The organism is Clostridia bacterium, from assembly GCA_017620395.1.
Lineage (GTDB): Bacteria > Bacillota > Clostridia > Oscillospirales > RGIG8002 > RGIG8002.
In genome coordinates, this window is the sequence record JAFZQJ010000006.1 from 51,770 (window position 1) to 70,993 (window position 19,224).

18 protein-coding genes and 1 pseudogene are annotated in these 19,224 nt (G+C 58.3%); 9 read left to right on the top strand and 10 right to left on the bottom strand.

Going from position 1 to position 19,224, the window contains the following annotated elements; all coding sequences use genetic code 11:
- Window positions 1–38: 38 nt before the first annotated feature.
- A complete protein-coding gene (locus J5441_01075) occupies window positions 39–761 on the top strand; it encodes a hypothetical protein (GenBank protein ID MBO4933749.1) in 723 nt (240 codons plus the stop codon).
- Between the two features lie 54 nt (window positions 762–815).
- Here the strand turns inward: J5441_01075 and J5441_01080 are convergent, their stop codons facing one another.
- Genes J5441_01080 through J5441_01090 form a run of 3 tightly spaced genes read right to left on the bottom strand, consistent with a single transcriptional unit; the run spans window position 816 to window position 3,883 of the window.
- Complete coding sequence (locus tag J5441_01080; GenBank protein ID MBO4933750.1) at window positions 816–2,093, bottom strand: HD domain-containing protein; 1,278 nt, start codon at window positions 2,091–2,093, stop codon at window positions 816–818.
- The gene (locus tag J5441_01085) at window positions 2,093–3,373 is read right to left on the bottom strand and encodes an HD domain-containing protein (protein ID MBO4933751.1); all 1,281 of its coding nucleotides are present in this window, start codon (window positions 3,371–3,373) and stop codon (window positions 2,093–2,095) included. The genes J5441_01080 and J5441_01085 overlap by 1 nt, the downstream gene beginning before the upstream one ends.
- A 42-nt stretch (window positions 3,374–3,415) precedes the next feature.
- Window positions 3,416–3,883, bottom strand: a complete 468-nt coding sequence (locus J5441_01090; GenBank protein MBO4933752.1) for a GtrA family protein — start codon at window positions 3,881–3,883, stop codon at window positions 3,416–3,418.
- Between the two features lie 213 nt (window positions 3,884–4,096).
- Between J5441_01090 and J5441_01095 the strand changes: the two genes are divergently transcribed.
- Window positions 4,097–6,013, top strand: a complete 1,917-nt coding sequence (locus J5441_01095; protein ID MBO4933753.1) for a hypothetical protein — start codon at window positions 4,097–4,099, stop codon at window positions 6,011–6,013.
- 2 nt (window positions 6,014–6,015) lie between these two features.
- Entirely contained in the window at window positions 6,016–6,480 is a 465-nt protein-coding gene (locus J5441_01100; GenBank protein MBO4933754.1) for a low molecular weight phosphotyrosine protein phosphatase, read from the top strand.
- Between the two features lie 60 nt (window positions 6,481–6,540).
- On the opposite strand, the gene J5441_01105 is transcribed toward J5441_01100, so the two are convergent.
- From J5441_01105 to sigG, 4 genes are all read right to left on the bottom strand, one after another.
- Window positions 6,541–7,557, bottom strand: a complete 1,017-nt coding sequence (locus J5441_01105) for a helix-turn-helix domain-containing protein (GenBank protein MBO4933755.1) — start codon at window positions 7,555–7,557, stop codon at window positions 6,541–6,543.
- Window positions 7,558–7,673: 116 nt separating this feature from the next.
- Complete coding sequence (locus tag J5441_01110; GenBank protein ID MBO4933756.1) at window positions 7,674–10,589, bottom strand: glycoside hydrolase family 2; 2,916 nt, start codon at window positions 10,587–10,589, stop codon at window positions 7,674–7,676.
- A 20-nt stretch (window positions 10,590–10,609) separates the two neighbouring features.
- The gene (locus J5441_01115) at window positions 10,610–11,215 is read right to left on the bottom strand and encodes a hypothetical protein (GenBank protein ID MBO4933757.1); all 606 of its coding nucleotides are present in this window, start codon (window positions 11,213–11,215) and stop codon (window positions 10,610–10,612) included.
- A gap of 190 nt (window positions 11,216–11,405) precedes the next feature.
- On the bottom strand, window positions 11,406–12,176 hold the full coding sequence (sigG, locus tag J5441_01120; protein MBO4933758.1) for an RNA polymerase sporulation sigma factor SigG: 771 nt from the start codon (window positions 12,174–12,176) through the stop codon (window positions 11,406–11,408).
- A gap of 128 nt (window positions 12,177–12,304) precedes the next feature.
- Between sigG and J5441_01125 the strand changes: the two genes are divergently transcribed.
- Window positions 12,305–13,507: a leucine-rich repeat domain-containing protein gene (locus J5441_01125; protein ID MBO4933759.1), complete on the top strand. Its 1,203-nt coding sequence runs from the start codon at window positions 12,305–12,307 to the stop codon at window positions 13,505–13,507.
- Window positions 13,508–13,548: 41 nt separating this feature from the next.
- On the opposite strand, the gene J5441_01130 is transcribed toward J5441_01125, so the two are convergent.
- On the bottom strand, window positions 13,549–14,241 hold the full coding sequence (locus J5441_01130; GenBank protein MBO4933760.1) for a sigma-70 family RNA polymerase sigma factor: 693 nt from the start codon (window positions 14,239–14,241) through the stop codon (window positions 13,549–13,551).
- Window positions 14,238–15,143 carry a sigma-E processing peptidase SpoIIGA gene (locus tag J5441_01135; protein MBO4933761.1) on the bottom strand — a complete coding sequence of 302 codons (906 nt, stop codon included), beginning with the start codon at window positions 15,141–15,143 and terminating at the stop codon, window positions 14,238–14,240. Before J5441_01135 ends, J5441_01130 begins: the two co-directional genes overlap by 4 nt.
- A gap of 202 nt (window positions 15,144–15,345) precedes the next feature.
- Here J5441_01135 and J5441_01140 point away from each other — a divergent pair, with 202 nt between their 5' ends.
- From J5441_01140 to J5441_01160, 5 genes are all read left to right on the top strand, one after another.
- Entirely contained in the window at window positions 15,346–15,561 is a 216-nt protein-coding gene (locus J5441_01140) for a hypothetical protein (GenBank protein MBO4933762.1), read from the top strand.
- 1 nt (window position 15,562) lies between these two features.
- Window positions 15,563–16,678, top strand: a complete 1,116-nt coding sequence (hemW, locus tag J5441_01145; protein ID MBO4933763.1) for a radical SAM family heme chaperone HemW — start codon at window positions 15,563–15,565, stop codon at window positions 16,676–16,678.
- 169 nt (window positions 16,679–16,847) lie between these two features.
- Entirely contained in the window at window positions 16,848–17,612 is a 765-nt protein-coding gene (locus tag J5441_01150; GenBank protein MBO4933764.1) for a helix-turn-helix transcriptional regulator, read from the top strand.
- Between the two features lie 7 nt (window positions 17,613–17,619).
- Window positions 17,620–18,318: a pseudouridine synthase gene (locus J5441_01155; GenBank protein MBO4933765.1), complete on the top strand. Its 699-nt coding sequence runs from the start codon at window positions 17,620–17,622 to the stop codon at window positions 18,316–18,318.
- A 74-nt stretch (window positions 18,319–18,392) separates the two neighbouring features.
- A complete protein-coding gene (locus J5441_01160; protein ID MBO4933766.1) occupies window positions 18,393–18,593 on the top strand; it encodes a hypothetical protein in 201 nt (66 codons plus the stop codon).
- Window positions 18,594–19,027: 434 nt separating this feature from the next.
- Here J5441_01160 and rpmF read toward each other — a convergent pair.
- Window positions 19,028–19,207, bottom strand: a pseudogene (rpmF, locus tag J5441_01165) (50S ribosomal protein L32).
- Window positions 19,208–19,224 lie beyond the last annotated feature (17 nt).

Consider the following 19,224-nt stretch of genomic DNA (forward strand, 5'->3'; position numbering starts at 1 on the left):
ATGCTATAATTGTATTCGCGAAACGGAGGGAAGCGAAAATGGCGAACGAAAGCGGCGAATGGGTGGCGCGTGCGTTGAGATATGACGCGCCGGAAAGAATAAAGACTCCCGCGGAGCTGACCGCGCTCGTGAAGCGAAACGGCTTTCTGCCGCTTTTCGCAAACGGCGTTGAGGGCTTCTCGGTCGAGGAGCGCACCTTCGTTTTCGACTGGTGGAGCGACGATCCCGCCCGCGATCCGTGGGAGTGGCGCAAGCTGCTCGCGGACGCCGGAGAGGTCGCATACGGCAAGTTTTTCGCCGGAAAAGCGGGCTTCGTTTCGCTTGAATGGCTGCCGTTTTTCGCGAATTGGCGGCGCGACGGCTACGACTTCGACGCGCTCTGGAGCGACGGCAAGGCGGACCGCCGCGAAAAGCTGATTATGGATCTTTTCGCGGACGGCGGCGAGCTTTTCTCGAACGAGATCAGGCGCCTCGCCGGTTTCGGCAAGGGCGGCGCGAAAAACTTTGAAGGCACGCTCACCGCGCTTCAGCACAAGTTTTATCTTTCTGTGCGCGATTTCCGTCAGCGGCGCAGCCCCGGCGGCGATTCCTACGGCTGGCCCATCGCGGTCTATTCGCCGCCGGAGAGCCGCTGGGGATACGGTCTGCTTTCGTCGGCGTACTCCGAGCCGCCGGAAAGGTCGCGCGAGCGCGTTTTCACCCGCGTCCGCGAGCTTTACCCGAACGCGACTGAAAAGAGCGTTAAAGACATATTGAAATAGAAGACGGTAAGAAAAAGGACGGCCATCTGCGGATGGCCGTCCTTTCAGTGCGTTTTATTCCTTTGCGACGTGCTCGAGGAAGACCTCCGCGAGTTTCGGATCGAAGTGTGAGCCGGATTCATCGCGGATGATTTTCAGCGCCTCGTCGACCGGGATCGCCTTCTTGTAGCAGCGTTCGGAGATCAGCGCGTCGTAGACGTCGGCAATCGCCATAATTCTCGCGGCGAGAGGTATGCTTTCTCCCGAGAGGCCTTCCGGATAACCGGTTCCGTCCCAGCGCTCGTGATGATAGGTCGCGATATCGGAGGCAAACTTCAGATATTCTTCGTCGGTGACGCCGCTGAGGGTCTGCCTTATGACCGTGCCGCCCTCGGAGGCGTGGCGTTTCATCTGCTCGAACTCATCGGGCGTCAGCTTGCCGGGCTTCTTCAGTATATCGTCCGGAACGACTATCTTGCCGACGTCGTGCATCGGCGCGAGCGCGTACAGCTCGGAAACGAAACGGTCGTCAAGCTTGTCGGCGTAGACTCCGTCGTTTCGCGCGCTTTCGGCAATGCTCTTGACGAGGTTGCTCGTGCGCGAAACGTGCTCGCCGGTTTCCGCGTCGCGGCTTTCTATCAAGCTTGCCATTCCGGTTATGATGTTTTCCTGCATGCCCGACAATACTTTCTGATCCGCGAGCAGCTTCGCCTTGGCGTCCTGCTGGACGAGGTCGTTATAGTATATGTAGCAGAGGCTGGCGCAGACGCCGATGGCGATGTAATCGGTGTAGACCTTAAAGAAGACCAGCGGTATGATGCCCGAAAGCATTACTATCGGTATCATAACGATGGTGAAGACGTCTCTGCGTTTGAAGCGTCTGCCGACCATTATCAGACTGCCGATGAGGAAGAGCAGGCTGACGATATAGAACGCCTCGTAGATTATATAGAGCTTGCCGCGGAAGTAGGTACCGCTGTCGTCGAAGTAGAAAATCCAGCCGAAAAACAGCGATAGGATCTCGAGCCCCGCGTGTATCAGCAGCAGTATACCCGATACCTTTATCATACGGCGCATACCGAGCGCGCCCGCGAAAAAGACGGGCAGCATAGGAGTCAGCGAGAACTGTATCGCCGTCAGTATCGAGAGCGGCACGGCGACGATTTTGCCGTACCCGCTGAATTTCAACGCCAGAACCTCGGCCGCCGCGCAGAGCATGACGGCTAGGAAGGTGCAGATATACCAGCGCTTCTGCTCCTTAGTGAACGCCGAATAAGTTGCGACGTGGATAAGCATCGCGAGCATCAGCAGCTCCGTGATAACTATGGCGAAGATGTAAAAGTTAAATTCCATCAATCGGCTTCTTCTTTCGAGAACGGATAATACTTGAGGAAGATCTCCGCGAGCTTCGGGTCGAAGTGCGAACCGGATTCGAGGCGTATCGTGGCGAGCGCCTTGTCGACGGGCATCGCTTTTTTGTAGCAGCGCTCCGAGACGAGCGCGTCGAATACGTCGGCGATCGCCATTATCCTCGCGGAAATCGGGATATCTTCGCCCGCGAGCCCCTCGGGGTATCCGGCGCCGTCCCAGCGTTCGTGGTGATAGGTCGCGATGTCGGAGGCGAATTTGAGGTATTCCTCGTCGGTGATACCCTTGAGTATCTGCCTTACTACGTCGCCGCCCGCCGAGGCGTGAGTCTTCATTATTTCGTATTCCTCGTCCGTCAGCTTGCCCGGCTTGCGGAGTATACTGTCGGGAACGATTATCTTTCCGACGTCGTGCATCGGCGCGAGCGTGGTGAGCAGGGATATGAAGCGCTCGTCGATTTCCTCAGGATAGATCCGCTCGATCATCGCGTTCTCGGCGATCGCCTTGACGTAGGCGCCGGTGCGCGAAACGTGCTCGCCGGTCTCGGTATCGCGGCTTTCTATAAGGTTCGCCAGTCCGGATATCGTATGCTTCTGCATATCGGTTATCTTTTCCTGATTGGCGATCAGCTCGGCGTGTATATCCTCCTGAACGAGGTCGTTATAGTAAATGTAGCAGAGGCAGGCGGCGATACCGATGCTGATATATGCTATATGTATTTCCATCAACGTCATCGGGATAATGCCCGCGATGAGTATTACGAGCACCATTCCTATCGTAATAGTGTCTCTGTGACGGAACTTCCTGCCGACCACGATCATGCTTACTATCAGATAAAGCAGCGCGAGGAAGTAGCAGACGGTGTAGATAATAAAAAACTTTCCGCGGTGATACCCTTCTGCGTCGAAATAAAACACCCAGCCGAACGGCGCGGAAACTATCTCGATCACCGCGTTTATCATAAAGAACCGCACGGCCCTTTTCGACTCCTTATGCTGACCGAGCGCGCCGGAAAAGAAGACCGCCAGCAGCGGCGAGGCCGAGAACTGGATGACGGTTATTATGGTCAGCGGTATCGCCCACGAGGGTTTGTAATACCCGCAATGGACGGCGAATTCGGCGGCGGAGCACACCATAACCGAGGCGAAGGTCATAATGAACCAGGCCTTCTGCTGACGCGTGAAGCCGGAGTAGTTTATCACGTGCAGCGTCATGGCTATCATAAGCAGCTCTATGAGGATTGTAGCGCTCATGTAAAAGGTCATATCGTTTTCCTTTCGCGGTTACGGCGCGAGCTCCATCGGGGATTATTCGTCGATGATTTCCGTATTGCCGTCGCTTTCTTCCGGTTCCTCTTCATTCTTCTTGACGGCGGAGTCGATGGACTTGCCGAAGACGAAGAAGCGCTGGAACAGGAACTCGGTAACGAGGTTGATGAACATATTAATAAATGTGACGAGGTATTCGTTCCACCCGAGCGTCATCGTCAGATAGTGCTCAAGCATTGTGGAGAGCGGGGTGAACACGGCGTAGTATCCGGCGACCTTGAGCATCGCGATCGGCACGTTGTTGGCGGATTTGAAGGTGAACTTGCGGTTGAGCGTGAAGTTCCACAAAACCGAAAGGACGAGCGCGATCAGGTATGATACCCAGTAGGGGAAGTGCCAGACCTCGTTCATCAGAGTGAAGCTGCCGATTTGTATGATTCCGGCGCTTATAGAAAACAGCATGAACTTGATCGTGCGCACGAATTCTTTTTTGCCTTTGCTTTCCATTCTCTGCCTCTTTTCAAAAATATATAGACAAATTATATCACAAGTCGCCGCGTTTTTCAACAATAATCTTACGGCGCCGCGTTTTCGTTTCGCCGCCGCGCGCCGGCGAAAAAGTTACAAAAAGGTTACAAAACTGTAACTAATTTGTAACCGTTTTTTTCCGTCAACCGTGCTATAATGATAGCGTAAGATGAACGAAGGGAAGCATTTAAGATGAAACGCGTTATTGCATTGATAATACTCGCCTGTATGGCGGTCGGTCTCTGCGCCTGCGCGCCGAAGAAGGAAAACGGCTTCGTGAAGCTGGAGCTCGGCGACCTGACGAACTACGGCGTGAACTCCATTTCCGTTTGGGGCGACGAGGCGCTGATAATGCTATACAACAACGCCGCCGACGCCGAAACGCCTTATGAGCTGCGCCGCTGGGATCTGAAACGCAACAGGCTCATCAACGAGATGAAGCTCGCGTCCGACAACGGATACGGCTGCTCCGCCGCCTATGACGACGCCGGCGTCGTTATTATTACGTATATGCGCGGCGAAGACCGGGAAGTCACGGTCGGTTACGACCGCGACTTCAACAAGCTCGACAACTACGTTCCCGAAAAGGTCGATCCCGAGGCGCGCTACAAGGCGCTCGGCGTGACCGATTTCTGGCAGGAAGACTGCTGCGCCTTCTACGACAGCGGCAACAAGCGCGCGATGATATTCTACGACGACCCGAGCAGGATATACTTCGTCGAAACGGACGCCGAATACGGCGCCGCGAAGTACGGGATGAAGATCGCGTACTGCAAAGACGGTGAGGATAAAAACTCATTCCACCTGACCGATTTCGCAAAGGGCGGGATAATCAACCGCGCCGATATTTCCACCGTGCGCGAGGGATATTACAACGCCTACGCCAACCAGACGGTCATGAACGACAAATACGTGCTGACGGTGCTGGAGTTCGAAAAGGAGAGCGACCGTCCCGAGCCCGACTATGACGGCGATGACTTCTCCTCGGAAGAGGAATGGAGCTCAGAAGAGGAGAGCTCATCCGAGGAATCGGAGAGCAGCGGCGAAAGCTCAGAAGAGGAGAGCTCGTCCGCGTTCTCCGACAGCGCGGAAAGCGAGCCGCCCGAGTCCTCCGGAAGCTCCGAGCCGGAAAGCTCGTCCGAGCCGGAGAGCGTCGAGCCCGAAAGCTCCGCCGGCGAAACCTCATCCGAGCCGCAGCCGAACGCCGCGGACGTCATCGAGCTTGTCGATGAGGAAGAGGACTGCGAGGGCGCGGGCGAGGAGTATGAGGGCGAGGACTGCAACTGCGGTTACGACGGCGACTTTCAGGCGGTCGAGACCGCTATCGACGTCTACGTCTGGGACTTCACCGTCGGCGCGTACGAGACCGCCGACAGCGCCAACGTGACGTCCGTGAACTTCGGCGAGATTGAGGAGAAGGCGAAGGCGCGCGCCGACGAGATCGGTGAAAAGTACGGCGTCAAGATCATCATCAACCCCGAGGAGCGCACCGACGAGAACGGCATCGCCGACCTCGAGAACAACGACACCTTCGTGCCCGGCTATATGAACCTCGATATCCTCGACGAAACGCTCGGAAAGTTCCCGCAGGGCATCTTTACCGAGATGCTGAACGACGGTATGTTCGATGAGTTCCGCCTCTATATCGCAAAGCGTATAAACGACGATTTCTCCGCCGCTTACGCGAACAACTGCAACGGCATACTCTATATCGCGCTGACGACCTCGTTCTTCAACGAGTCCAACATCGCCCACGAAATGATGCATTCGATGGAATACCGCATGGACGATATATGGGACAGATGGCAAAAGCTCAACCCGAAGGGCTTCGAGTATTACGGCGATCCGCGCGAGGCGAACGACACCGACTATGACGAAAACTACTTCGTCCGCGGCTACGGGCAGGCGAATCAGCTCGAGGACCGCGCCACGGTCTTCGAGGAGCTTTTTATCTCCGGAGACAACGAGGATCTCGAAAGCTGGTGGTATGCCGACAAGCCCGGCGTCGTCGCGAAGGCGAAGTTCCTCTGCGCCGAGATACGCAAGGCGTACCCGAGCGTCGCGGCGGTCGACGAGGCGGTCTGGGAGCGCCGGATCAGAGGGCTCTGATAATGAAGAAGATACTGTTCGTCTGCCACGGCAATATATGCCGCAGTCCGATGGCGGAGTATATTTTCCGCGATGAAGCCGGCAAAGCGGGGCTGGAAGCGTACGCCGAGTCCGCCGCGACAAGTTCCGAGGAGATATGGGGCGGCGTGGGCAATCCCGTATATCCGCCGGTGAAAAAACTGCTCGCGGAGCGGGGCATAGACTGTTCGGATAAGCGCGCCCGCCTGCTGACGAGGCGGGACTACGCCGGCTTCGACCTCATCGTCGTGATGGACGGCGCGAACCTCCGCAACACGCTGCGCGTATTCGGCGGCGACCCGGAGGGAAAGGTACGCAAGCTGCTCGATTTCACGGGCAGGGGAGGCGACGTCGCGGACCCGTGGTACACCCGTGATTTCACCGCCGCCGAGCGCGATATCGACGACGGCGTCCGCGCGCTGATCGGGTGTTTGAAGAATAACGCATAAGCGTACACAAAAAGCAAAAGACCTGCCGGATCCGGCAGGTCTTGTTTTATTATTCAGTTATCACTGCAGTTTGCTTATTGCGCGTTCTATCGCTTCGCGCTCCTCGCCGCTGACGATGCCCCATTCCTCTTTCATCAGACGCAGGGCTTCGCGGTACGCGCCGACGGCTCCGGCTTTGTCGCCGCGTATCTCGCATATATGCGCGATGCTCACCGCGCTGTCGATATACTTCGGCGACGGCTGAGCTTCCTGTCCTTTGCGATACCACGCGACGGCTTTGTCGTATTCCTGACGCTGCGTGTATATATCGCCAAGCGTGAGCGCCAGACACCACTCCCGGTCGTCCGTGCTTTCGAGCTCGCGGAGCAGTCTTTCGCTTTCGTCTTTATCGCACGCAGCCGCGGCTATGAGATAGCGGTACATAGGCGTGCGGAAGGTGCCGTCTATGGCTGCGAGCTTGTCGAGCCACGCGCGCGCCTCGTCGAGGCGGCGGTCGTCTATGAGGTTATCCAGCAGCCACATCAGCGCGGCGCGGTTAGTCGGATTGCGGCGGCAGTAATCGCCGAACCACTCTATGAGCTCGTGGTGATTGCGCGCGTTCCAATCGGGTATATAGCTGCCCCAGGCGTTCGCCAGCTCGCTGACGGCCTCTCTGTCGCTGCCGGTTTTCTCGACCGCGCGTCTGCCGAAATCCGCCGCTTTGAGGCGGAACTGCTCTGCCTGATTGTTATAAAGCTTTGTCATTAGCAGCAGCGCCCTGCCTTCGAGCTCCGGATCCTCGGCGAAGGCGGCGAGCTGCCGCTCGATCTGCTTCAGCTCGGCTTCGTCGAACATACCGCGGCTGTAGATATGATTCTCTATGCGTTCCATCTGCTGATCGGGAGTCATGGCGAAAAGCTGATCGATCGTGACGCCGAAGAAGACGGCGATCTCCGGCAGCAGCTGAACGTCGGGTATGCTGTTGCCGCATTCCCATTTGCTGACGGTCTGCGCGGTCACGTTAAGTGCTTCCGCGAGCGCTTCCTGCGTGAGCCCTCTGCCGTCGCGCAGACGGCGTATTTCTTTTCCGATTTCCATATTCGGTTTCTCCTTTGCTTTTGATGATCCGATTATAGCAGACCGAAAAGGAGGATTCCAGCGACCGCCGCGCGAGGCGACTGTCGCGTCGGTTGAGTTCTCCGTAGCGGCGGAAGTCACTTCTTCTCAGGCGCAATCGTGAAGCCGAAGGAGAAGCGCTTTTCGGTGAAGCGGTATTTGTCGAGCAGGCGCGGGCCGCAGCTGTTCGTGCCGATGCCGCCGAGCGCGCCGTCTACGGTGAGCACGGAGTGCTTTGGCGCGGGCAGCTCCCACGCGTGCGCGGCGGCTTCAAGCTCCGAAACGTTCCAGCCGAGCAGCGAGAAGGCAAAGTCCGCGTCCGCGGAAACGTTCAGCGCCGCGCCTTCGCCGCGGACGGTCAGCTCGCGGACGTTCATGCGCTCGCCGCAGTCCTGCGGCTTGACGCTGTAATCGAAGCGTTCGGGCAGCGCCGCCTCGAAGCGGCCTATCCGCGTCGCGAGCGTCTTATCGGGATAGCTTTCGCCCGCGCCGCGCCCGAACCACGCGTATTCGCGGAAGTCCTTTTTCAGCGGCAGTGCGAGCCCGAAGCGGGGGAGGGACGGCGCGCCTTCCGCGACCTCGACTTCGGCGCGGAAGCCGCAGCTCCCGTCGGTGAAGAAGCGGTATTCGAGCGCGACCGCGAAGGGCGGCGCGACGACGTCGCCGCCGAGCGTGATCCGCGCTCTGACGGCGTTACCGACGGCGCTTATCTCACGCGCCGCGGAACGCATATCGTAGAATCCGGCTTTGCGCCACTCTTCCTTTTCCCAAACGTCGTTATCCGTCGCGGCGCGCGCGGCGCTGAAATACGCCGGCTCCGCGAGCAGCTCCTCGCCGCCCGCCTTAATCGAAACGGGCAGGCCGGAGAGCTTGGATATGATATATTCCGCCTCGCCGGCGGTTATTCTTATTTCGGTATCGCTTTCCGCGATCGCGTCCGCGCCCTCGGCGCCGGAACGCGCGGGGAGCGCGTATTCGCCTCGCGTGAACTGCTTGAAGCAGACCTCGTTCATATTCCGGTCGAGCACGGAGAAGGTGACCGCCGCGAGGCCGCCGCCGTCGGGGAAGCGGAGCGGTATGACCGCGCTGCCGAGCGGCTCGATGCGCGGCATCGCCTCGGCCTTGAGCGAAACGCGCCTTCCGTTCAGTTCGCCGAGCGTTTTCAGCAGGTACCCGTCCGACGGGGTGAACGAAAGGCGGCTCGTTATCCTAACGCCGCCGTCCGCCTCCTCGAAGGCGAATGGCGCGTACGCCTGCTTCAGCTCAAGCAGGCCCGAATGCGGCTTGCGGTCGGCGGAGACGAGCCCGTCCATGCAGAAGTTGCCGTCGTGATACGCTTCGCCGAAGTCGCCTCCGTAGGCGAAGCGCGGGGAGCCGTCGGCGTTTTCGCCGGTCTTTATCCCGTGGTCGCACCATTCCCAGACGCAGCCGCCGCACATGCGCGGCTCGGAGTATATCAGCTCCCACCAGTCGGCGAGCTCGCCGTTGCTGTTGCCCATTGCGTGATTGTATTCGCAGAGGAAATACGGGCGTGAGTCGGGGCGCGCGAGCTGCCGTTTTATATCATCGAGCGAGGGGTACATACGGCTTATGAAGTCGACGCCGGCGGGGTAGTCGCCCTCGGGCGTCATATCCGCGGAAGCGCCCTCGTAATGCACCGGACGCGTTGCGTCGAGCTTATGCAGCAGGTCGGCGCAGGCGATGAAGTTCCCGCCCCAGAAGGATTCGTTGCCGAGCGACCATATCACGACGGAGGCGCGGTTTCTGTCGCGCGCCCACAGCCGCGTTTCGCGGTCGAGCAGGGCGTTTTTCCACATCGGCTTTTCGGCAATATCCTTCGTCAGCGCGTAGTCCGGCGCGGCGGTGAGTACACCGTGCGCCTCGACGTCCGCCTCGTCGATAACGTAGAAGCCGTATTCGTCGCAGAGCTTGAGAAAGCGCGGGTCGTTGGGATAGTGCGAGGTGCGTATCGCGTTGACGTTGTGCGCCTTCATCAGCTCGAGGTCGAGTCGCATATCGTCGGTCGTGACGGCGCAGCCGCGCTCCGGGTGCGAATCGTGGCGGTTTACGCCGCGCAGCTTGACCGGCGCGGAGTTGACCTTGAATACGCCGCCGTCCGTGGCGACGCTGCGGAAGCCGACGCTCTCGTATATCTTCTCGCCCGCGGCGGATATTTCGAGGGTGTAAAGCTCCGGCGTTTCCGCGGTCCACAGCCGAGGCGAAGGAACGCGCAGTTCCGCGCTTCCCGCGCAGTCGGCGGAGGCGATCACGCTTTCGCCGTCGAGCAGTCGGAGCTTGCAGGGCGCGTCGCCTTCGAAGCGGAGCGCGCCGTCCGCGCCCGCGGTAACGGTGTAGTCGCGCAGGTGTCCCTCGCTCCGCGAGAGCAGATAGACGCGGCGGAAGATACCGGAGGTGCGCCACTTGTCCTGACATTCGAGATAAGTCCCGTCGCACCATTTCAGTACGAGTATCGCGAAGCGGTTGCGCCCTTCGCGCAGGTATTCGGTTATGTCTATTTCGGAAGTCGAGTGCGACACCTGCGAATAACCAGCGAAGCGGCCGTTCACCCAAAGGTAAAAGCAGGAGTCGACGCCCTCGAGGTTTATGTAAGCGCGTCCGCGCGGAGTCAGCTCGACGTCGCGCAGATAGAGCCCCGCGGGGTTTTCGCGCGGAACGAACGGCGGATCGTAGGGGAACGGGTAGCGCACGTTGATATACGCCGGCTTGTCGTAACCGTTCAGCTGCCAGACGGAAGGCACGTTCAGCGTCGCTTCCGGCAGCGGATAGTCCGCGCCGACGGCTTCTTCCGGCACCGCCTCGGGCGAAGCGTAAAACGCGAAGCGCCACTCGCCGCAGAGCGACGTGAAAAGCGACGACGCGCCGCAGTCCGCGAGCGCGGAAGCGGCTTCGCGCGGAGTCACGCGGTCGCTCCCGGCGTAGGGGATGTAATACGCCCTCGGCGCCTCGCAGCCGATATGCAGTTTTTCGGTATCCTGATGGTATTTCAGTTCCATACTCCCACCGCCTTGATGATTTATCTCAACCCGATATTATTGTTGTAAACAAAGAAATGCGCGTAGCCAGCGTTCGACTGCGAACTGTATATCCCTTCCCAAATGCCTTCCCACGTAGCCGTGGGGTCGTCGACCAGCACGTAGGCGTCGTAGGTGTCGTAACGGGCTGTAGGCGGATTATCGCCGCTGAAATGCAGCAGGTATTTGAAGCTGCCCTTGCGGTCGGTCTCCATGCCTTTGCTGTCGCGCACCGTGAAGGAGTATTCCTCGCCGTCGAACTCGACGAGGCAGAAGAAAAGCACCGGGTAATTATCCTTTTCGCGCGCGTAAAGCTCGGAGCTTACGCTTTTATCGTCAAGAGTGTAATACTGCGCGAGCAGGACCGACGCGGGCGTGTTTTCGGCGACTGCGGCATAAAAATCGTCCCATACGCCTCCGCCGGAGGTGAGGGCGCCGCCCTCAAAGACGACCGTATCCGTGTCCTTCGCCCACTCCAGCGCCTCGTCGGCGGAGCAGACTTTAAGCGCGTAACGCTCGGCGGGGCTTAAGCTTTCGCCCTCCGCACCGCACGCCGCCGCCGTCAGTCCGACGGCGATCAAAAGCAAAACAGCGATTATTGTTTTCATATCTTACCTCCCGAACGGCTGCCGCAGTTTTTTAATGACAAGCCGTTTCATAAATAAGACACGGGAAAAGGCGAAATCTTACATAGGGTTTTTGTCGGCGATACCGTTCGCCTGCTATTGAATTATACCAGAAATCGCGGCAAAAATAAAGAGCAAATAAAAAACGCCTCGAACGAGGCGTTCAAATATTTCAAAGCTGTTTCTTTATCTCGTTCAGGGCGCTTTTTTCGAGGCGGGAGACCTGCGCCTGCGAAATGCCGATCTCGGCGGCGACCTCCGTCTGCGTCCTGCCCTTGATATAGCGGAGCGAAAGGATGTGCCGCTGCCGCGGGGAGAGATTGTTTATCGCGTCCTTCAGCATTATTTCCTCTATCCAGTTCTCGTCGCTGTCGCGCGGGCTGCTTATCTGGTCCATAACGAGTATCGCGTCGCCGCCGTCGTTATAGATCGGCTCGCTGAACGAAAGCGGATCGACTATCGCCTCCATCGCGATAACGACCTCCTCGCGCGGAACGTTCATCTTCTCCGCCAGCTCGGTGACGGAGGGTTCCCTGCCGAGCTTCGTCAGCAGCTCCTCCTTCGCGCGCAGGGCGCGGTAGGCGGTGTCGCGTATCGACCTGCTGACGCGGACGGCGGAGTTGTCGCGCAGGTGGCGGCGCACCTCGCCGATTATCATCGGCACAGCGTAGGTCGAGAAGCATACGCCGTGCGACGGGTCGAAGTTGTCTATCGCCTTTATCAGCCCGATGCAGCCGACCTGAAAGAGATCGTCCGGATTTTCGCCGCGGTTGGTGAAACGCTGGATGACGCTGAGCACGAGCCGCAGGTTGCCGCATACGAGCTTGTCGCGCGCGGATGCGTCGCCCCGGCGTATCCTTTCGAGCAGCTCGGTCTTCTCGGATTCCTTCATCAGCGGAAGCTCCGCGGTGTTCGCGCCGCATATTTCGACCTTGTTCGTCATTGCCGTACCTCCCGTAAATTACGCTTACGGAAAAAGTATCGGCAGATATAATCTTTTTTATTCAGTGTACTGTTTATGGGACTTTAGTTGAATTATAATATCCTCACCAAAAAACGGGAGGAATCAAAATGGGGTTTGAAATCAAATCCGGAATTCTTATTGAATACGAGCCGGAGCCGGGAGTAACGGAGGTTGAAATACCGGAGGGCGTAACGGAGATAAAGGAGTTTGCTTTCGCGGAAGACTGCGAGAAGATAAAGTCGATCGCAATCCCGGAAAGCGTCACGCGGATCGGCATATTCGCGTTCGCCGGTTGCAAGGGCCTGAAAAGCATACGGCTGCCGCGGAACGTCAGGAAGGTCGAAAAAAACGCCTTCGCCGCGTGCTACGGGCTTAAAGAAATACTCGTCGACGAGCGCAACTCGCGTTATGCGTCCGTCGACGGCGTGCTTCTGACGAAGGATATGAAAGAAATCGTAATTTTCCCGTGTGGAAAGCCGGGGCATTACGTTGCGCCGGAAAGTGTGTCGCGGATACGCTCGAGGGCGTTCAGCAGATGCCGCCGGTTGCTTTCCGTAACTCTGCCGGGGAGGATCAAAAGCATCGATTTTGAGGCGTTCGACAGATGCAAAGAGCTTGAATTCGTCGATATACCGAACGGTGTCGAAAAAATAGAAGGATACGTTTTTTCGGATTGCAAAAAACTGCGCCGCGTCACGGGGATAACGGAGGATACGGAATTATCCATGACTGTGTTCGACAGATGCCCGGGTATGGCGGACGCGGACGGATTCATTATAAGGAACGGAGTGCTTTACGAATACTTCGGAGAAAGCGAAACCGTAACGATACCGGAAGATGCAAAAGAGATAGGTCGCTATGCGTTTCAGCAGCATGCCGAGATCAAGAAGATCGCAATTCCGGAAAGCGTGCAAAAGATCGGCAGCGGTGCGTTCTGCGGGTGCTGCGGGCTTGCCGACGCGGACGGTTTTGTCGTGGTAAAGGGCGTGCTTTACAGTTATCACGGCAAGGGAGGCGCGATCTCCGTCCCGCGTACCGTAACGGAGATCGACGATATGGTGTTTTGCGAATGCGATGACGTCGAATCGATAGTTATACCGGAGACCGTGAAGAAGATCGGCTCCGGCGCATTCGCGGGATGTGGCGACAGTTGCTTGAAGGAGGTTACCTTTTTGGCGGACGATCTTGAATTCGATGAATTCAAAAACGCTTTTTACGGCGACGAATGCGTACGCATCCGCGGCCGCGAAGGTTCGACCGCGCAGCAATACGCTCTGGAATGCGGGATACCGTTTGAAATCATGGAATAAACGCCGCAAAGCCCTCCGGATACTTCCGAAGGGCTTTGCTTTTACACCAGACTTTCCAGCTCGCTTTTGAGCCGCGAGAGGATGCGTTTTTCAAGCCGCGAGATGTAAGACTGCGAAATGCCGAGCTTGTCGGCGACCTCCTTCTGCGTCAGCTCGCGCCTGCCGCAGAGGCCGAAACGCAGCTCTGTAATCTCGCGTTCGCGCGCGCCGAGGCGCGAAACGAGCTCGGCGAGCACCGTGCGCTCGGCTTCGCTTTCAACGCCGCGTCCGATCTCGCTTCCGTCCGAGCCGAGCACGTCGGAGAGCAGCAGCTCGTTGCCGTCCGCGTCGGCGTTCAGCGGCTCGTCGATGGAGACCTCGGCGCGCAGACCGCTTATCTTGCGCAGATACATCAGTATCTCGTTCTCGATACAGCGCGAGGCGTAGGTCGCCAGCTTTATGCCGCGGTCGGGTTTGAAGGTTTCCACCGCCTTTATCAGCCCGATGGAGCCGATGGAGATCAGGTCTTCGATGCCCGCTCCGCTCGTTTCGTATTTCCGCGCTATGTAGACGACGAGCCGAAGGTTGTGAACGATCAGCGCGTCCCGGGCGGTCCTGTCGCCGCCGAGCCGCGAAACGTATTCCGCCTCCTCCTGCGGCGAAAGCGGCGGCGGCAGGGTGTCCGGCCCGTTTATGTAAAAAACCTTCCCGAAGAATCGGGCGAGGCGCTCTTTCAGCCAAATCAGGAAGTTCATATCTCCGCTCCTTTGCGCTTCTTTTTGCTTGTTTGCGGCAATCCGCGGAGCAGCTCCGCGCCGACCAGAGAATCGTATCTCCCGTCGGACGAAAGCGGCCCCGCGACGACGGCGACGAAGACGTCGCCGGTCTCGTATTCCGCGCCGCCGGAGATCACTCTGACCGCGTCCGGACGGAATGCCGGCAGCGCCGCCCCGCCTCCGAAGGCGCCGCGCGCGGAGATGAGGCGGTAGCCGTGCCCCCATTCCGCCGCCTCGCGGCAGGGGCGTCCGCGGAACGCGGGGCGCGCGGGCTTCGGTATCAGCCGCGCGACCGCGGCGTACTCCGCGACGAGCACCGGCGCGCCGGAGACCGGCTCGGTCAGCCCGTTTCCGGAGTCGTAGAGCGCGTTCAGCGCCGCCGTCCGTCCGCCGACGCGGAGAAGCACCCGCGCGTGACTTTCGCTCCGCTTCGGCAGCAGGCGGCTGAATATCCACACCGCGCAGTAAGAGCCGCCGATGAGCATGAAAAGAAAAAGCGGGTCGACGTCTATATAGATCGCGTCGCCGCTTATGACGACGCCGTCCGGCTTCAGCAGCGTGTACGCTCCGAAGGCCACGCCGCCGAAGCCGAAGCTGACGGCGTAAAACACTCCCAGCGCCTTGAAATATCCCGCCGCGGTGCGCGCTCCGAACGCCGCCAGCGCGAGCACGGCGGAGAAGAGCAGCTTCACCCCCGCCGTCGCGAGCAGCGTAAGGTTCGGAAAAAACACCGCTACGGAGTATGCGGCTCCGAGCGCGGCGCATACGGTCAGCCGCAGTCCGGAAAGGCGGCGTTTCAGTATCCTCGCGGTGACGGCGAGCAGAGCGAAATCGATAAAGAAATTGACGCAGAAAAGCACGTCGGCATATACCGTTTTCATTCGCTCCACCCCCGTCCCGCGCTTTATATTATAGCCGCCCCGTCCTGCGAGAAGAGGTCGAAAAAAAGGCGCGGAAAAACATTTTCCCGCGCCGCCCGTAACGCCGTGAAAAAAGAAGGGGTTGAATTTTTTTCGATTATGTGATAAAATTCAGCGTAACGGCGGCATTGGCGCCGTATCCCATTCACGGGAGGAACGAATAATGAAAGCGAAAAAACTTCTCATATTACTGCTCGCGGCGCTTATCGCGCTGTTCTCGCTCTGCGCCTGCGGCGGCGACGAAACGAAGGGCGATCCCGACAAAAGCGGCTCGGTCGACGACAGCTACGCCGCTTCGTCGGACGAAACGCAGGACTCCGGCGAAAGCTCCGGCAGCTCGCTGAACGATAACTACTTCCAGTCCTCCGTGATGCTCTGATATGAAAAAGCCGCTGGGGATCTACGTTCATATTCCGTTTTGCGTGAAAAAATGCGGTTACTGCGACTTCTGTTCGGTAACCGATTTTTCGCTTATTCCGGCGTATATTTCGCGCCTCTGCGCCGATATCCGCGCCGCGGGCGAAGCGCACGGCGGCGAATACCGGGTCGACACCGTCTATTTCGGCGGCGGCACGCCGTCCTGCGCCGGAACGGAGCTGATAAAGGCGCTGGACGCGATCCGCGCCTCCTTCGACGTCGACGCGGACGCCGAGATCTCGTTTGAAGCCAACCCCGCCACCGCCGACCTGCCTCTGCTGAAGTCGCTGCGCGAAGCGGGCTTCAACCGCCTCTCCGTCGGCATCCAGTCCGCCGATGAAGGCGAGCTGAAAAAGCTCGGGCGCATCCACACCTTCCGCGACGCCGTGCGAACGGTCGCTGAGGGCAGAGCTGCGGGCTTCGGGGACGTCGGCGGCGATATGATGCTCGGCATCCCCGACCAGACCGCCGCGTCCATGCGGCGCACGATATACTCCTTCGCCGCGCTCGGCCTCGACCACGTCAGCGCGTATATGCTGAAGATCGAGCCGGATACCCCGTTCGGCAGAAACGTCCCGTCCGGTCTGCCGGACGAGGAGCAGACCGCCGAAATGTACCTCGCCGCTTCCGGCCTTCTCCGCGAGCTCGGCTATGAACGCTACGAGATAAGCAACTTCGCGAAGCCCGGCTTCGAATGCCGCCACAATATGAAATACTGGTCGCTCGGCGACTACCTCGGCTTCGGTCCGACCGCGCACTCCTGCTTCGGGGGCAGGCGCATCTCGACAGAGGGGAGCGTCGCCGACTACGCCGCCGGCAGAGCGTATAAAAAAGACCGCGGCGAATGCGGCGGCGCGGACGAGTATATAATGCTCGCGCTGCGCACCTCCGGCGGCATAGACCTCGCGCTCATGCGCGAACGCTTCGGCCTGCGCTTTGCGCCGAACGCCGTCACCGCCGAACTCGAAAAGCGCGGGCTGATCCGCGTTTCCGACCGCATAACGCTTTCCGACGAGGGAGTGCTCCTGTCGAACTCCGTCATCACGGAACTCACGGACGCGTTTGCGGAGGTTGAATAATATGAGCGATATTCATATCGATGCCTGGTTTTCGGCCTTTTGCACAAAATAATATATCGATTTTTATGCAACTTGACGAAGAAATTGTCGCATTTTCGTCTTTACAAATCGGAAAAACTGATATATAATATACATCACGTTAATTCGAGGCGTGAGCGCACGTGTCTCCATGATCGGTGACACTGTATTTTTTTCACACTTTTCACCGAAAGACGCAAGAACCGCAGGGAAGGAGGAAGAACGCTTGCAGACGAACGATTTCGCGCGGGTCATAACCTTAATCAGAAAAGAAAAAGGCATCAGCCAGAAGCAGGCCGCGGCGGAGCTCGGCGTTTCTCAGGCGTTGCTTTCCCATTACGAAAAGGGCGTGCGCGAATGCGGGCTCGATTTCGTTCTCCGCGTCGCGGATTACTACGACGTTTCCTGCGACTACCTGCTCGGCAGGAGCGCCGACCGCCTCGGCACGACCATCAAGGTCGACGAGATCCCCGAGGAAGAGGGCGGCGACAAGGCGCTGCGCGGAAGCGTGCTTCCCACCCTCAACAAGAAGCTGATAGTCAACTCGCTGAACGTCATCTTCGATATCCTCGCGGAATGCGACAACAAGACGCTCGTCGTCGAGATGTCCGATTACATCATGGACGTCGTCTACAAGGCGTTCAGGTATATCTATTCCGCGAACGCGGGCAACACCGCCGCGATGTTCAAGCTTAACGAGGAGATATTCCCGGAGCTCATCGCCGCCGATATGCTCATCCGCGAGACGAAGATAAAGGCCTGCCTCGGCAAGGCGCACGTCGAGGGCGTTACCGCCGCGGAGAAGGCGAAGGAGCTGAAGCTTTCGCCCGAGAAGATAAGCAAAAACTGGCCGTCGCTTTCCGGCTCGCTGCTGAACCTTATCAAGACGGTCGAGAACGAACAGGAAGCCAAATAATTTTGCTATGGAACGGTTGGACGGATACGTATCCTCACGCGCGAATATCACGCGCCGGGACGCGAAAGCCGCGATAAAGCGCGGCAGGGTAGCCGTGGACTGCGCCGTCGAGCTTTCTCCGGAGCGGAAGATAGATACCGAAACGGTGAGCTTCGACGGCAGGGAACTGCCGCGGAGCTCTTTTGTTTATATCATGATGAACAAGCCCGCCGGCGTGCTGAGCGCGTCGGAGGACAGGCGGCAGAGCACGGTCGTGGATCTGCTTCCCGAAAGCCTGAAGCGGCGCGATATTTTCCCGGTCGGCAGACTTGACAAGGACACCACGGGGCTGCTTATTATAACGAACGACGGAGCCACCGCGCACCGCCTGCTCGCTCCGGCGTCGCACGTCGACAAGACGTACGTCGCTCAGCTGGACGGAACGCCGACCGCTGCGGACGCCGCCGCCTTCGCGGAAGGGATGGAGCTTGCGGATTTCACCGCGCTGCCCGCGAAGCTGGAGCCGCTCGGCGGCAACCTCGCCCGCGTGACGTTGCGGGAGGGGAAATTCCATCAGGTCAAGCGTATGTTCGCCGCGCGCGGTCTGACCGTGCTCGCGCTGAAGCGCGTCGCCTTCGGCGGCGTGACGCTGCCGCCCGACCTTGCGGAGGGCGAAGCCCGTCTGCTCACCGCAGCCGAGCTCGCGAAGCTCGGGGTAGAGGAGTAAAAAGCGCGCCTTCCGGCGCGCATAACATAATAACATATTAGTTTAAATTATTGTTTTGGAATGGGGGTGTGATTATGAACGGAGAGAATTGTACTCACAATAAGGGTAATGTAGTCAATGAATGGCTTACTGGTGATGATGAATGCAATGCTTATTCAAAAGAATATGAATGTGGCGGTGTTTATAATAATAACTATATGGATATTATTGGGTGCAGAGACCACGATTGCTTTTGGAATTGTTCTAAATGTAAATATCAGAAAAAAGATTCATAATATAACTACCAAAGCGTTTTTTAAAAATGCAAGGTGATTAATAGTTTTATGTCAATTACCCAAAAAGTTTTATGCACCATTTGGAAAGTACCCTTCCGGCGTACATAACAAAAAACAGACGGATTGCTCCGTCTGTTTTTTCGTTTTCAAAAACCGGAAACTTACTCGGCCTTCTCTTCAACGGCCTCGGCAGCCTCTTCGACCTTCTCTTCGACGGTCTCGGCAGCCTCTTCAGCCTTTTCCTCGACGACCTCTTCGACCTTCTCAGCCTTCTCTTCGACGACTTCGGCGGCCTTCTCGACCTTCTCTTCGGCGGTCTTGGCGGTCTTCTTCGCGGCCTTCTTGGTTTCCTTCTCGATAGCCTTCGCGTCCTTCGCGGCGGCCTTGGAGACCTTCTTCTCTTCCTTCTCGGCGGCCTTGGCTTCCTGCGCGGACTTCTCGACCTCTATGATCTTCTTGCCGTCATAGTAGCCGCAGTTCTTGCAGACTCTGTGGGACAGCTTGAGCTCATGGCACTGCGGGCACTCGGCCATGCCGGGTACGCTCGCCTTCCAGGTATTCGCGCGTCTGCTGTCGCGCTTCGCTTTTGAAACTTTTCTCTTCGGTACTGCCATCAGTACGCACCTCCATA

Coding starts and splice junctions, on each gene's coding strand:
- J5441_01075 (MBO4933749.1), top strand. CDS start 39: ATGGCGAACGAAAGCGGCGAATGGGTGGCGCGTGCGTTGAGATATGAC.
- J5441_01080 (MBO4933750.1), bottom strand. CDS start 2,093: ATGGAATTTAACTTTTACATCTTCGCCATAGTTATCACGGAGCTGCTG.
- J5441_01085 (MBO4933751.1), bottom strand. CDS start 3,373: ATGACCTTTTACATGAGCGCTACAATCCTCATAGAGCTGCTTATGATA.
- J5441_01090 (MBO4933752.1), bottom strand. CDS start 3,883: ATGGAAAGCAAAGGCAAAAAAGAATTCGTGCGCACGATCAAGTTCATG.
- J5441_01095 (MBO4933753.1), top strand. CDS start 4,097: ATGAAACGCGTTATTGCATTGATAATACTCGCCTGTATGGCGGTCGGT.
- J5441_01100 (MBO4933754.1), top strand. CDS start 6,016: ATGAAGAAGATACTGTTCGTCTGCCACGGCAATATATGCCGCAGTCCG.
- J5441_01105 (MBO4933755.1), bottom strand. CDS start 7,557: ATGGAAATCGGAAAAGAAATACGCCGTCTGCGCGACGGCAGAGGGCTC.
- J5441_01110 (MBO4933756.1), bottom strand. CDS start 10,589: ATGGAACTGAAATACCATCAGGATACCGAAAAACTGCATATCGGCTGC.
- J5441_01115 (MBO4933757.1), bottom strand. CDS start 11,215: ATGAAAACAATAATCGCTGTTTTGCTTTTGATCGCCGTCGGACTGACG.
- sigG (MBO4933758.1), bottom strand. CDS start 12,176: ATGACGAACAAGGTCGAAATATGCGGCGCGAACACCGCGGAGCTTCCG.
- J5441_01125 (MBO4933759.1), top strand. CDS start 12,305: ATGGGGTTTGAAATCAAATCCGGAATTCTTATTGAATACGAGCCGGAG.
- J5441_01130 (MBO4933760.1), bottom strand. CDS start 14,241: ATGAACTTCCTGATTTGGCTGAAAGAGCGCCTCGCCCGATTCTTCGGG.
- J5441_01135 (MBO4933761.1), bottom strand. CDS start 15,143: ATGAAAACGGTATATGCCGACGTGCTTTTCTGCGTCAATTTCTTTATC.
- J5441_01140 (MBO4933762.1), top strand. CDS start 15,346: ATGAAAGCGAAAAAACTTCTCATATTACTGCTCGCGGCGCTTATCGCG.
- hemW (MBO4933763.1), top strand. CDS start 15,563: ATGAAAAAGCCGCTGGGGATCTACGTTCATATTCCGTTTTGCGTGAAA.
- J5441_01150 (MBO4933764.1), top strand. CDS start 16,848: ATGATCGGTGACACTGTATTTTTTTCACACTTTTCACCGAAAGACGCA.
- J5441_01155 (MBO4933765.1), top strand. CDS start 17,620: ATGGAACGGTTGGACGGATACGTATCCTCACGCGCGAATATCACGCGC.
- J5441_01160 (MBO4933766.1), top strand. CDS start 18,393: ATGAACGGAGAGAATTGTACTCACAATAAGGGTAATGTAGTCAATGAA.